General features: G+C 33.8%; 13 protein-coding genes. 12 read left to right on the top strand and 1 reads right to left on the bottom strand.

The window, feature by feature from the left end; all coding sequences use genetic code 11:
- Positions 1–84 precede the first annotated feature (84 nt).
- The 8 genes from A4F88_RS17725 to A4F88_RS25630 all read left to right on the top strand — a co-directional run bounded on the left by A4F88_RS17725 (position 85) and on the right by A4F88_RS25630 (position 9413).
- Positions 85–918: an AraC family transcriptional regulator gene (locus A4F88_RS17725; RefSeq protein WP_068844016.1), complete on the top strand. Its 834-nt coding sequence runs from the start codon at positions 85–87 to the stop codon at positions 916–918.
- A 70-nt stretch (positions 919–988) separates the two neighbouring features.
- Positions 989–1375: a hypothetical protein gene (locus tag A4F88_RS17720; RefSeq protein WP_068844014.1), complete on the top strand. Its 387-nt coding sequence runs from the start codon at positions 989–991 to the stop codon at positions 1373–1375.
- Between the two features lie 135 nt (positions 1376–1510).
- Positions 1511–2041, top strand: a complete 531-nt coding sequence (locus A4F88_RS17715; protein WP_068844012.1) for a DUF3347 domain-containing protein — start codon at positions 1511–1513, stop codon at positions 2039–2041.
- Positions 2042–2043: 2 nt separating this feature from the next.
- Positions 2044–2604, top strand: a complete 561-nt coding sequence (locus tag A4F88_RS17710) for an AraC family transcriptional regulator (RefSeq protein ID WP_068844010.1) — start codon at positions 2044–2046, stop codon at positions 2602–2604.
- 348 nt (positions 2605–2952) lie between these two features.
- A complete protein-coding gene (locus tag A4F88_RS17705; RefSeq protein ID WP_068843999.1) occupies positions 2953–5493 on the top strand; it encodes a heavy metal translocating P-type ATPase in 2541 nt (846 codons plus the stop codon).
- 9 nt (positions 5494–5502) lie between these two features.
- Positions 5503–7755, top strand: coding sequence for a multicopper oxidase domain-containing protein (locus A4F88_RS17700; protein ID WP_068843998.1), 2253 nt, complete (start codon positions 5503–5505; stop codon positions 7753–7755).
- A gap of 154 nt (positions 7756–7909) precedes the next feature.
- Entirely contained in the window at positions 7910–9061 is a 1152-nt protein-coding gene (locus tag A4F88_RS17695; RefSeq protein ID WP_068843994.1) for a hypothetical protein, read from the top strand.
- 193 nt (positions 9062–9254) lie between these two features.
- Positions 9255–9413 carry a hypothetical protein gene (locus tag A4F88_RS25630; protein WP_167349264.1) on the top strand — a complete coding sequence of 53 codons (159 nt, stop codon included), beginning with the start codon at positions 9255–9257 and terminating at the stop codon, positions 9411–9413.
- 235 nt (positions 9414–9648) lie between these two features.
- Here A4F88_RS25630 and A4F88_RS17690 read toward each other — a convergent pair whose 3' ends face one another.
- The gene (locus tag A4F88_RS17690) at positions 9649–10101 is read right to left on the bottom strand and encodes a DUF4442 domain-containing protein (RefSeq protein WP_068843992.1); all 453 of its coding nucleotides are present in this window, start codon (positions 10099–10101) and stop codon (positions 9649–9651) included.
- A 231-nt stretch (positions 10102–10332) separates the two neighbouring features.
- Here A4F88_RS17690 and A4F88_RS17685 point away from each other — a divergent pair, with 231 nt between their 5' ends.
- From A4F88_RS17685 to A4F88_RS17670, 4 genes are all read left to right on the top strand, one after another.
- Entirely contained in the window at positions 10333–10812 is a 480-nt protein-coding gene (locus tag A4F88_RS17685; protein ID WP_082815799.1) for a DUF4870 domain-containing protein, read from the top strand.
- A gap of 165 nt (positions 10813–10977) precedes the next feature.
- A complete protein-coding gene (locus tag A4F88_RS17680; protein WP_017498072.1) occupies positions 10978–11310 on the top strand; it encodes a PadR family transcriptional regulator in 333 nt (110 codons plus the stop codon).
- A gap of 3 nt (positions 11311–11313) precedes the next feature.
- Complete coding sequence (locus A4F88_RS17675; protein WP_068843990.1) at positions 11314–13035, top strand: PspC domain-containing protein; 1722 nt, start codon at positions 11314–11316, stop codon at positions 13033–13035.
- A gap of 3 nt (positions 13036–13038) precedes the next feature.
- The gene (locus A4F88_RS17670; RefSeq protein ID WP_068843988.1) at positions 13039–13770 is read left to right on the top strand and encodes a head GIN domain-containing protein; all 732 of its coding nucleotides are present in this window, start codon (positions 13039–13041) and stop codon (positions 13768–13770) included.
- Positions 13771–13791: the final 21 nt, after the last annotated feature.

Genomic DNA, 13791 nt, shown 5'->3' with positions numbered 1-13791 from the left:
AATAGATTTTCTATGGTGCAAATTTAACACCGTTAGATTTAAAAAAAATTGTACATTTGTGATATAAAATTGTAAATTTACGTTATGCCAAAATTAAATCAATTCAAAACACTGGTTATTGATGAATTTGAAGACGAGAAATTTCATCTTCCTCCACATACTCATACCTATTATGAAATTATTTACATCAAAAAAGGAAACGGAATTCACCATCTGAACAACAACTTATTACCTTATAAAACAGGAGACTTATTTGTTATTTCGCCAGAAGATGAACATTATTTTGATATAAAAAAAAGCACCCGTTTTTTTTATATTAAGTTTACTGACAACTATTTTAATTCGAAACAGAACCTTACTTGTGATGAATTTTTAATTCATACTCCGGAAAGTTTTATGCGTGACAAAACATTGAAAGAAAGAGTTCTTAAATTAGATGATCCCTGCAAAACAATATTAAAAAACACGATCGAAAACATTGCTGCTTACAACTGTAAAACCGATGTTTCTACCTCACCTATTGTATTCTATCAGATTCTTTCGATTTTTGGACTGATCAAAGAAACCATGCGTGGTATGAATCTTGTCGTTAAGGGAAATTCTATAGATAATGAACAAATCACTTCTTATATTCATCAGAATATTTATCAGCCAAAATTGGTTCAGATAAAGGTAATCGCAAATCATTTTAACATCGCCGAAACTTATTTTAGTGCTTATTTCAAAAGAACATTTTCTATTAGTTATCGCGATTACATCCATAACCTAAGAACAACTTTAATCGAAAAGCGAATTCACAACAATCAATTGCCTATCAAGCAAATTGCTTATGAATTTGGTTTTACAGATGAAAGCCATTTATCCAATTATTTCAAGAAGAGAAAAAACATGAAACCAACAGATTTTAAAAAAACATAACATTTGAAATCTTAAATAAATAGTAACGGTTAAAAAAAATCTCTAAATTTGTACCTCAAAGACATTTTAATTGACAAAAAAAATCCACATATTATTCTTCTTTTTAACTCTGGGCTTCTTTTTGATGTCAAATGCAGGTTATGCATGTGGAAAGTCTTCTGAGAAATCTTCTTGTGAAAAAAGAGTAACTTCCAAAAAAGAAACTTCAGATTCCTGCCAAAAAGATTGTTGTGCGAAAAACCATGGTACAAAAAAAGATCAGCATGGCTGCAGCGGAAAATGTGATCATTCCGGTTGTACACCAACGGCTTTGGCATTTAGCATGATTGCTGTAAATGAATTTGAATTCAATAACAACTTATTTAATTTCTCTCTTGAGAAATCTATTTCATATCACAAAACCGCTGGTCTTTCTGACGGTTTTACTTCTATCTGGTTACCTCCAAAAATAAAATAATTGTATTTCTGACAGCCATAATTGGGTCGGGTTTAACCGTAAAACACATTAAGATTTACGCTAAGCTCGCAAAGAAAAATTAAAATTATTTAACTTTAGAGAAAATATAAATTCTCTATCAAAAAATCACATACAATGAAAAATTCAATAGCAACTATAGCAATAGTAATTACATTATTATTATTCTCTGCAAATTTTACTCAGGCAAATACAAATCAAACAGCAACAATCGCAGAAACTACTGATTCAAGTCAGTTACAAACGGTTTACGATGCTTACTTTACTGTAAAAGACGCTTTAATAAAAAGCGATGCCAAATTAACTTCGGCAAAAGCACAGGATCTATTAACGGCAATTACTGCTGTAAAAATGGATAAACTAAAAACCAATGAGCATACTGCCTGGATGAAAGTGGTAAAAAAATTAACTGCTGATGCCAAAAGTATTTCGACTACTTCAGATCTTAAAAAACAACGTGAAACTTTCAAATCGCTTTCAAAAAATACTTATGAGCTGATTAAAGTTTCGAAATCAACTGAAGTTGTTTACAAACAATATTGCCCAATGGCTGATGCAGACTGGTTAAGCAAAGAAAAAGCAGTTAAGAATCCGTATTATGGTTCTTCAATGTTAACTTGCGGAAACGTGGTAGAAACCATCAAATAAATATGACGCTCTACATCAAAAACATGGTGTGCGGTCGCTGTAAAATGGTTGTGAAGTCTGAGTTTGAAAAACTCGGACTTCAGACTATTTCTGTTGAATTAGGCGAAGTCGAACTGCAACATGATATTGCTGATTCTCAAAAAGAAATTCTACTGAAAAATCTGCAAGCCTTAGGTTTCGATTTTATCGATGATAAAAAGAGTAAGACCATTGAAAAAATCAAAAATCTTATTGTCGATTTGGTTCATCACAAAAACAACGAACTCAAAGTCAATTTATCTGATTATTTAGTAGAAAACCTCAACCAGGATTACAGTACATTGAGTAATCTGTTCTCGGAAATTGAAAATACTACCATCGAAAAATATTTTATCAGCCAGAAAATCGAAAAAGTAAAAGAGCTGTTGATTTACAATGAACTTTCGTTAAGTGAAATTGCCGACATGTTAAACTATAGCAATGTGGCACATTTAAGCAATCAGTTCAAGAAAATTACAGGTTTCACGCCTACTTATTTCAAACAGCTGAAAGACAAAAAACGCATTCAAATAGAGAATTTGTAATTTTTTTTAACGCAATCCTGATAGCTATCGGGAGCAAAGGTTTACGTAAGGTTCACAAAAATGATAAACATAGCCAATGGTTTCAACCATTGGAACGCAACGAATTCATTACAATATGCATCCCAAGGTTAAAACCCTGGGCTATGTTTTTTTTCGCAAGGTTTAAAAAAAAGCTTTGCGCCTTTGCGCCTTTGCGAGATTACTATAAAACGAGATCAAAAAAACCTTTGTGCGCTTTGCAGTTAAATCTCTTTTCATAAATATTACAAATCATTCTCAAAATTATACAAACCGAAGTAAACGTTACTTCGGAAATTTGCATTGTAATAACTAATAAAAGATAAAACAATGACTCATCAATATATAATTTCAGGAATGTCGTGTGATGGCTGTCGTAAAAAAGTCGAAAAAACTTTAAATACAGTTGAAGGAATTCAGGCAGAAGTAACGCTAAATCCTCCATTGGCGACTATAACAATGGAAAAACATGTTCCTACCGAAAAATTTCAGGAAGTTTTAACCGAAGCCGGAAAATATACTATTGAGATGACCTCATCTAAAAATACTCCAGAAGCTTCCGTTAAATCATGTTGTTCAGGTCAGAAGAAAGACAATCACGAAGGACATCATCACAAAAAAACAGCAACTGTAACTCATCACCATAATACAACCGGAGTTTATTATTGCCCAATGCACTGCGAAGGCGACAAAACCTATAACAAACCTGGAGATTGTCCCGTTTGCGGTATGGATTTAGTTCCGGAAGTTGCTATAAACACAACTCAATTTACTTGCCCAATGCATCCGGAAGTTGTTTCGAACGAACCCGGCGACTGCCCGATTTGTGGTATGGATTTAGTTCCAATGCAGGCTTCTGAAACTGAAGAGAACAAAACCTATACAGATTTATTAAAGAAAATGAAGATTGCGATACTATTCACACTTCCCATCTTTATTATTTCAATGTCAGAAATGATTCCTAATAATCCGCTTTATAACATAATGTCTATAGAAAGCTGGAACTGGGTTCAGTTCTTATTCTCTATTCCCGTACTTTTTTACGCAGGCTGGATGTTTTTTGTTCGTGCTTACAAATCCATTATTACCTGGAATTTAAACATGTTTACGCTTATTGGAATTGGAACCGGAGTTGCCTTTTTGTTTAGTATTGGCGGCATGTTCTTTCCCGATATTTTTCCTTCAGAATTTAAATCACATCACGGAACCATTCATCTTTATTTTGAAGCGGCAACCGTAATTATAACTTTGGTTTTATTAGGACAATTATTAGAAGCCAAAGCGCACGGACAAACAAACGGAGCCATAAAAGCTTTATTGAAACTGGCTCCCACCGAAGCCACTTTGGTAGAAAACGGAAATGATAAGGTAATTTCGATTCACAACATTAAAAAAGGAGATTTACTTCGTGTAAAACCAGGAGAAAAAATTCCGGTTGACGGAAAAATTACAACCGGAAAAAGCAGTATTGACGAAGCTATGATTACCGGAGAACCAATTCCGGTGGATAAAAAAGTGGGCGACGCTGTAATTGCGGGAACTATAAACGGAACTAAATCATTTGTCATGATTGCAGAAAAAGTGGGATCTGAAACCTTGCTTTCTCAAATTATACAAATGGTAAATGATGCAAGTCGTTCGAGAGCGCCAATTCAAAAATTAGCCGATCGTGTAGCAAAATATTTTGTTCCAACGGTGGTCATTATTGCTATTATTACCTTTTTTGTCTGGGCAAAATTTGGTCCGGAACCGGCTTATATCTACGGATTAATTAATGCTATTGCTGTTTTGATTATTGCCTGTCCTTGTGCATTAGGATTAGCAACCCCAATGTCTGTAATGGTGGGCGTGGGTAAAGGAGCACAAGCTGGTATATTGATAAAAAATGCCGAAGCACTCGAAAACATGAGTAAAATAGATGTTTTAATAACAGATAAAACCGGAACGATTACCGAAGGAAAACCATCTGTCGAAAAAATCTACGCCATTCATAATAATGAAGATGATTTATTGCAAAAAATCGCTTCACTCAATCAGCACAGCGAGCATCCTTTGGCGCAAGCCGTAGTAAATTTTGCCAAAGCTAAAAGTCAAACGATTCTGGATGTTCCGGACTTTGAAGCCGTTGCCGGAAAAGGAGTTACAGGAACAGTCAGTAATGTAAAAGTAGCTTTAGGAAATAAAAAACTAATGGATCAGGTCGGTACTTCGATTTCAGATGATATCGAAAACAAAATTATTGCCGAACAAAATCTGGGTAAAACTGTCTCCTATATTGCTGTAGACAATACCGTTTCAGGATATGTAACGATTACAGATGCCATCAAAGAAAATAGCGCCAAAGCGATCAAAGAATTAATCGATCAGGGTGTAGAAGTAATTATGATGACGGGAGATAATGGCAATACTGCCAAAGCTGTTGCAGATCGTTTACATTTAAGTTCGTTTAAAGCCGATTGCCTTCCGGAAGATAAACTGAAAGAAATCCAGCGTTTGCAAGCTGAAGGTAAAATTGTTGCCATGGCGGGTGACGGAATCAACGATGCTCCGGCTTTAGCACAGGCAAATATTGGAATCGCAATGGGAACCGGAACTGATGTTGCCATCGAAAGTGCTAAAATAACACTCGTAAAAGGTGACTTAAACGGAATTGTAAAAGCTAAAAAATTAAGTTTTTCGGTTATGAAAAATATCAAACAGAATTTATTTTTCGCTTTTATCTACAATGTTTTAGGAGTTCCAATTGCAGCAGGAATTTTATATCCTGTATTCGGAATTTTGCTTTCGCCAATGTTAGCCGCGCTGGCAATGAGCCTAAGTTCGGTTTCGGTAATTGTAAATGCCTTACGATTGCGAAATCTAAACCTTTAAAAAATCAAGATGAAATTATATACTATTCTTATTGTCTTTTTGATTGCTTTTAGTACACAAGCACAAAAAGTGGTTCGTTACGATTTATACGTTCGGGACACGATTGTCAATTTTTCAGGAAAAGAAAAACGGGCTCTTACGGTAAACGGAAAAATTCCGATGCCAACACTCACTTTTACCGAAGGTGATATTGCCGAAATTTATGTTCATAACGAATTAAAAAACGAAGATACAGCCATGCACTGGCACGGATTATTTCTTCCGAATAAAGAAGACGGTGTTCCTTATTTAACGCAAATGCCCATTAAACCAGGAACAACCCATAAATATACGTTCCCAATTATCCAGAACGGAACCTATTGGTATCACAGTCATTCGGGATTACAGGAACAAATTGGTTTGTACGGACTTTTTATTATTAATAAGAAGAAAGACGACTCTACTTTTAGAAAAGGGATTGACGATTTACCAACAGTTCCGGTTATTTTAAGCGAATGGACAGATCTTAAACCGGAAAATGTACAACGAATGCTGCATAATGCTAATGATTGGTTTGCTATAAAAAAAGGAACCACTCAAAGTTATGCCGAAGCAATTCAAAAAGGACAATTTTCGACCAAAGTCACCAACGAATGGAAACGTATGAATGCCATGGATGTAAGTGATGTTTATTATGAGAAGTTTTTAATTAACGGAAAAAATGAAGATCAGCTTTCTCAATTTAAAACAGGCGATAAAGTCAGATTGCGAATTGCAAACGGAGGCGCTTCGAGTTATTTCTGGCTGACTTATGGCGGCGGAAAAATAACGGTTGTGGCCAGCGACGGAAACGATGTTGAACCTGTAGAAGTGGACCGATTGATTATTGCAGTTTCTGAGACTTATGATATTGTCGTGACGATTCCTGAAGACAACAAATCCTTTGCTTTTTTGGCTACAGCCGAAGATAGAACCGGATCAGCTTCATTGTTTTTAGGAGACGGCGTCAAACAGCCTGTTTCCCATCTTCCGAAATTAAAATATTTTGAAGGCATGAAAATGATGAATGATATGATGAAGATGAACGGCGAAATGAACGATATGGGTATGAGAATGTCTCTGAACAAAATGGACATGAATGCTGTAATGTATCCTGAAATTTCGGGCGAAGACGAATCAACAAAAACCGAAGATCATTCGATGCATAATATGGAAGGCATGAAAATGGACGATATGAAAATGTCGAGCGATTCTACAGAAACTGCCGAGATTACGACTTTGAATTACGGAATGCTGAAATCTCCAACCGTGACAACTTTACCAAAAGATGCTCCGGTAAAAGAATTACGTTTTGAATTATCAGGAAATATGAACCGTTATGTTTGGAGTTTAGACAATAAAGTAATTTCTGAAACGGATAAAATCTTAATCAAAAAAGGCGAAAACGTACGTATTGTATTGTATAACGGATCGATGATGCGCCACCCAATGCATTTACACGGACACGATTTCAGAATTTTGAATGAACATGGTGATTATTCTCCGTTAAAAAATGTAATTGATATTATGCCAATGGAAACCGATACAATCGAGTTTCAGGCAAATGCCGATGGCGATTGGTTTTTTCACTGTCATATCTTATATCACATGATGGCGGGAATGGGACGCATCTTTACTTATGAAAATTCAGCTCCAAATCCGTTGATTCATGATCCTAAAATGGCGTACAAAATGCTAAAAATGGACGATCGAATGTTTCATTTTATGGCGGAAAATGATTTTGCATCAAACGGAAATGACGGTGAAGCAATGTTCAGCAACACGCGCTGGAGCATTGGAACGGAATGGAGATTGGGTTATAACAATGAACATGGTTATGAAACCGAAACACATATTGGTCGATATATTGGTAAAATGCAATGGTTTATGCCTTTTATAGGTTTCGATTGGCGTTACAGAAGAATGGGAATGGACGAGCAGGAACAAAATATGTTCGGGCAAAAGAATACCAAAGACAATCGTTCCGTTTTTAGTGCGGGTATCGAATATACGTTGCCAATGCTTGTAAAAGCTCAGGTTGAGGTTTACACCGATGGAAATGTAAGGGTTCAGTTTGAGCGAAAAGATATTCCGCTTTCGAGACGTTTACGAATGAATTTGATGTGGAATACAGATAAAGAATATATGGCGGGTCTAAAATATATCGCTGGCCGAAACTTTGGAATCACAACCCATTATGATAGTGATATGGGAGTTGGCTTTGGATTGAATCTGAATTATTAATAGTTTTTTTTTTAACCATATGAGTGATTTAAGTTCATTTAGAAAGTGTGTTTATAAAACAGATTTTAGCGGCGAATAAATTATATCTTAGCTTGATAAAAGTTCAACTCAATCTTTATTAAAATAAAAATTACAACTTTTCAATAAGCTAAATATGGAGAATCAGTATTGTTACATAGAATTCGATTTTACAAATGAAGGAAACTTTAAAGATTTAAAAGACACATTCGAAGTTTTAAAAGATTCTAAAAACAATTCTATTAGAAGAGATGATAAATTTTGGTTTGAAACATTTCCGAAATATTCCTTAGAAAAATTCACATTCTTAGATTCGGATTTAAAACCAAATTTTAAAACAGCTGAAGAAACGGAGCTAAGTTGGCATTTCTATTCCCTCATTGAATTATTATCCATAAATTATGAAATAGAATATATTGATTTGAAAGAGACGAGTCATAATAAAGGTATACTTCTATACGATGCATATTCATATCCTTACGGAGGAATAAATGGACTTATTGTATTTCTGGAATCTTTTAATTGTAACCCGAAAATATACGATGACGGCATAGGAGTTTATAATTATCCACATGAAGAATTAAATAAAACTAAAAAGTCTAAATGGAATTTTTCCAGCTTAAAAAACCTTTTTAAAACTGCGATGTTGTTATTGTTTTTCACTTTAATGGCTAGTTGTAACAATAAAGAGAAAGATTTACAATTGGAAAAAGAGGTATTTTATGAGGTTTATCCAGCTCTTATTGATTCGGTTTGGGTAAATGCTATACCGACTTATGTTCCACCTGCGCCTTCGGGAGTCGATCCATCGGAATATAAATTGAACAGACGAAATGAATCAAAAAAACGATTCAATAAAGAACTAGCCGAATCTAAACAAAAGAAATTCCCTGTTGATCTTGTTTTCTTTGATGAAGTGATTATAAGGGACCATTCTAAAGAACTTCAGGAACATTTTAAAGATGCTGTAATATCGAAAGACAATGTTGCGGATACGCTTGAATATAAACTAGACAGAAAAAAATTGGACGCTTATACTGCTTTTCATCTTAAATATGTTTCCAAAATACCACGTGGAAATGATAGGAAATTTTATAATGAATGTTGCTATTCGGTACCAGGAATAGTTCTTCTAAGCAGAATTCAATTTGATGATGAAAAAAAATATGGCGTTCTCACCGCAGGAATTGAATGTGGTGGTTTGTGCGGATATGGATATCTAATCTATATTAAAAAAGTAAATGATAAATGGGTCGTTGATAAAATAGAAGATGGCTGGATTGCTTAATTCGGTATTATTTACAAAGATTAACAACAGAATTGTTTCAGGGAAAGGTTAAAGAGAGTTTGTTTTAAAATTTAATATTTCTTCGATAGACATTAACTTATCGTTGACAATTTCTAAAACTAAATCGTATTATATTTGAATCAAATCTTCAATCAAAAAAAAGAAAAGTACTAACAATTAAATTAAACAAAAAATGAAAAAATTATTTACTGTTTTAGCGATCGCTTTATTCACAATTGGATTACAAGCACAAGACACAACACCAGCTCCTAAAAAAGATAAAGCTAAAAAAGAATCTTGCTGCAAAAAAACAGCTGACAAAAAAGACAAAAAATGTTGCGCTAAAAAATAATCGCAATGTATCTTTTACCAAAAAGGCTTCGAATATATTCGAAGCCTTTTTTATGTTTTTTTTTCGCCACGAATTTCACGAATTAGCACGAATTATTTGTGCAAATTGAATTACGCATTTATATTTTCATTTTAGATTAGTGTCAATTCGTGAAATTCGTGGCGAAAAAACTTTGTCAAAGCTTTTCGTCGAGTAATCATTTTAATCTGTGAAATTCGTGGCAAAAACTTTAAAACTATTTAATTCTTACACTCCATTCAAAATCCATTTCTGAAACCTGAACTCCTTCTTCATTCGTTCCTATAGATTTCATCCAGAAAGTTTGCCCCTCACCTGTTGCGATTGTTCTTTGAATAGCTTCGGCGATTAAATGTCCGTCGTTACAAACGAATGTTATTCTTCCGGTAGCTTTCTTGGTAAAGTTTCCTTTATTGTTAGCGACCAACATTGAGATCTTTTTTCCGCTTTGTTGAATTTGAGAAATCACTAATGCTCCTGTTGTTAACTCTGCCGCCATTGCCTGAACCGCAAAGTACATCGAGTTAAAAGGGTTTTGATTGATCCATCTGTGTTTTACACTTACCACGCATCTATCTTCGTCGATTGCCTTTACACGCACACCACAAATGTATGCCGATGGTAATTTGAATAACACAAATTTGTTGAGTTTTGAAACTGATATTGCCATGGTATTTATTTTTTTATGTAAAAATACAAAAAAACTATGCACGCACAATAAATTGGAATTACTTTCCTAAACCGTCAATAAAAACAGGACTTCCGAATGATTTCCAATACATTATAGCTCTAATTTAAATTTTATAATTGTTAATATTTTGTTAATATTTGGTACTATGCAAAACAAGATACTGTCTTTTAGACATATATTTGCATAAGAAAATACTATATACTTTTAATCATGGAAACAACAACACCACTCATCATGGAAACCACATCAGAAAAGAACATTGCAACGTTCACACATTTAAGTACTTTAAGTCAGTACATCATTCCGTTTGGGAATTATATTTTCCCAATATTAATCTGGACGAGTTACAAAGACAAATCAGAATTTGTAAATCACCACGGAAAGCAAACATTGAATTTTCAGTTAAGTCTTTTGCTTTACACTTTAGTTTTAGCTTTAATTGCCATTCCGATTTTTGCATTTGTACTTTTAAAGAACCTTCCAATCAATACTGTTTTTAACGATGAAGATTTAATCATCAGAAATCTAAACATCGACGGAAACATTGGAATTTTAAGTATTGGAGCAACAGCAGTTTTACTTTTTGGATTATTAAAATTTGTTGAATTCTTTTTAGTGATTTATGCTTCGATAAAAGCTTCAAACGGAGAATTATATAAATATCCAATAACGATTCCTTTTATAAAGTAATCAATATTTATGAAGCACCTGACTTTGTTCAGTGTGACATAAAAAATTAAAAGTTATAGTCGAAACTTTACAAGCAATCAACAAAAATCGTTTCGCAATCAATCATCAATCAAAATCATCAATCAAAAAACGAATTGTTCAATCTAAAAAAAACAAAATGAAATTATGAACATTGAAAACACAAAAGCACAGATGCGCAAAGGTGTTCTTGAGTTTTGCATCTTATCCGTATTAAAAGAAAAAGACGCATATACATCTGAAATATTAGACACTTTAAAAAATGCGAAATTACTAGTTGTTGAAGGAACAGTTTATCCATTACTAACTAGGCTGAAAAACGACGGTTTACTTAATTATCGTTGGGAAGAATCGACATCTGGACCACCACGAAAATATTATGGATTAACCGAAATAGGACAAACATTTTTAAACGAACTTAGCGGAACCTGGACAGAACTTTCAGACGCCGTAAAACTAATCACCAATCAAAATCAATAAGTCATGAACAAAACAGTAAATATTAACTTAGGCGGTATGGTTTTTCACATCGATGAAGATGCATATTTAAAATTGACACGCTATTTTGACGCTATAAAACGATCACTTAACAACTCATCCGGACAAGATGAAATCATTAAAGATATCGAAATGCGTGTTTCTGAATTATTAATAGAGAAACAAAAAAGTGATAAACATGTTGTAGGACTGAAAGAAGTTGAAGAGGTGATTACAGTGATGGGACAACCTGAAGATTATATCCTTGAAGACGAAGAAAAAACAAATCAGTCTTTTAATGATTACAGCAACAGAAAACATAAAAAATTGTACCGAGACAAAGAAAAAGGTATGATTGGTGGTGTAGCAACCGGTTTGGGACACTATTTTGGAATTGATGCTGTATGGATTAAAATTGTATTCTTAATATTTGTTTTTGCAGGTTTTGGAACTGGTATCTTAGCTTATTTTGTTCTTTGGATTGTAACTCCGGAAGCGGTTACAACATCAGAAAAACTGGAAATGACAGGTGAACCGGTGACGATTTCGAACATTGAAAAAAAAGTTCGTGAAGAAATTGAATCATTATCTGACAAATTCAAAAATGCAGATTATGACAAAATGGGAAACCAGGTAAAGTCGGGAGCTGAGAGAATAAGTAGTTCATTTGGAGACTTTGTGATGACGGTTTTTAAAATCTTCGCTAAATTTTTAGGAGTTATCCTGATCATGTCAGGTCTAAGCGTTTTAATCGCTTTATTGATTGGGGTTTTTACTTTGGGAACAAACGTTTTTGTTGACTTTCCCTGGCAAAACTTCATTGAAGCCGGAAACTTTACAGATTACCCAATCTGGTCATTTGGATTGTTAATGTTCTTTGCCGTTGGAATTCCGTTTTTCTTTTTGACACTTTTAGGGTTCAAATTGTTATCTCCAAATTTAAAATCTATCGGGAATATTGTAAAATACACTTTGTTAGCCATTTGGATTATTGCAGTAGCTATTGCTATCAGCATCGGAATCAAACAAGCAACTGAAATTTCATACGATAATAAAACAGTAGAGAAAAAAGCGCTTAACATTAGTACAAAAGATACTTTATTCGTGAAATTCAGATACAATGATTATTACGCAAAAGATTTAAATCACTACAGAGAATTTGAATTCGTGCAGGATTCAGCAAACAATCAGTTAATCTATTCAAATGATGTTCGTTTGCATGTTTTACACACTGATGAAGCTGCTCCATATATTCAGATCGAAAAAAGTGCAAGAGGAAATTCGTTTATATCTGCAAAACAAAGAGCAGAGAAAATCAATTACAAATTTCAAATTAAAGGAAATCACTTAATTTTGGATAATTACTATCTTACAGATGTAAAAAACAAATTTAGAGGTCAGGAAGTTGACATATATTTATACTTACCAGAAGGACAACTTTTTAAACCAGACGCTTCTGTACAAGATTATGATCAATCTGAAAATGATTTTTTCAACCTGCACTTCAGTGGTGATTACATTTACAAGGTAGAAGGTTCAAAAACTAAATGCCTGAATTGCCCATCTGAAGAGAATGACTTTAACGATGTAGACGAAGAAAACAGTGTTGACAACGATACTGTAAACGAAGTTTCGGTTAAAATTAATGGAAAAGAAATTTTAAACGGAAAAAAAACCAACGGAAGATTAACCACTGACAAAAACGGAGTTATAATTAAAATTAACTAAGCCATGATAAAAATAATCATTCATATTACGAAATTTATTCTTGCCACTATAACCGCATTACTATTTGCTTCATGTAACTTTAATGTGAATACAATTGAAGGAAGCGGAAACGTTACAACTGAAAAAAGAATTGTTCAGGGAGATTTTACCAAAATATCCATAAGCAATGCGATCGATTTAGTAATCGAACAATCTGATTCTACTCAAATTGTGGTTGAAACAGATGATAACATTCAAAAAGACATTATTACTAAAGTTGAAAATGGTACTTTGATTATTAAATCTAAACACAATTCTCTTAGTGTTACAAAGAAAAAAGTAACCGTAAAGATGCCTAAAATTGACAGATTAGAAGCTTCAAGTGCTGCTTCTGTATCAAACAAAGGAACTCTTCAGGGTGAAAATCTTGATATTGAAACTTCAAGCGCTGCAACAGTAGGTCTTAACATCGAATTTGACACTGTTTCCTGTGATACTAATAGTGCAAGCTCAGTATCAGTAGAAGGAAAAGCTTTAAAAGTCAGAACGTCAGCATCAAGCGGTTCTACGATCAATGCCAAAAGACTGTTTGTAAACGATGTTCAGGCAGATGCTTCAAGTGGAGCAAATGTTGAGGTTCATCCAATTGTAAGCTTAAAAGCCAATGCAAGCAGCGGAGGAAGTATTAATTATGACACAACACCTAAAACAGTCGAGAAAACGGCTAATTCAGGAGGAAGCGTAAGCCAGGGATAAACCATATTTATCTGTTAAATA

Source organism: Flavobacterium chilense, from assembly GCF_001602525.1.
GTDB classification, from domain to species: domain Bacteria; phylum Bacteroidota; class Bacteroidia; order Flavobacteriales; family Flavobacteriaceae; genus Flavobacterium; species Flavobacterium chilense.
Note: the sequence above shows the minus strand (reverse complement) of the source record. Positions and strands in the feature narration are given on the sequence as shown.

Coding starts and splice junctions, on each gene's coding strand:
- A4F88_RS17725 (WP_068844016.1), top strand. CDS start 85: ATGCCAAAATTAAATCAATTCAAAACACTGGTTATTGATGAATTTGAA.
- A4F88_RS17710 (WP_068844010.1), top strand. CDS start 2,044: ATGACGCTCTACATCAAAAACATGGTGTGCGGTCGCTGTAAAATGGTT.
- A4F88_RS17675 (WP_068843990.1), top strand. CDS start 11,314: ATGAACAAAACAGTAAATATTAACTTAGGCGGTATGGTTTTTCACATC.
- A4F88_RS17705 (WP_068843999.1), top strand. CDS start 2,953: ATGACTCATCAATATATAATTTCAGGAATGTCGTGTGATGGCTGTCGT.
- A4F88_RS17685 (WP_082815799.1), top strand. CDS start 10,333: ATGGAAACAACAACACCACTCATCATGGAAACCACATCAGAAAAGAAC.
- A4F88_RS17700 (WP_068843998.1), top strand. CDS start 5,503: ATGAAATTATATACTATTCTTATTGTCTTTTTGATTGCTTTTAGTACA.
- A4F88_RS25630 (WP_167349264.1), top strand. CDS start 9,255: ATGAAAAAATTATTTACTGTTTTAGCGATCGCTTTATTCACAATTGGA.
- A4F88_RS17715 (WP_068844012.1), top strand. CDS start 1,511: ATGAAAAATTCAATAGCAACTATAGCAATAGTAATTACATTATTATTA.
- A4F88_RS17680 (WP_017498072.1), top strand. CDS start 10,978: ATGAACATTGAAAACACAAAAGCACAGATGCGCAAAGGTGTTCTTGAG.
- A4F88_RS17670 (WP_068843988.1), top strand. CDS start 13,039: ATGATAAAAATAATCATTCATATTACGAAATTTATTCTTGCCACTATA.
- A4F88_RS17690 (WP_068843992.1), bottom strand. CDS start 10,101: ATGGCAATATCAGTTTCAAAACTCAACAAATTTGTGTTATTCAAATTA.
- A4F88_RS17695 (WP_068843994.1), top strand. CDS start 7,910: ATGGAGAATCAGTATTGTTACATAGAATTCGATTTTACAAATGAAGGA.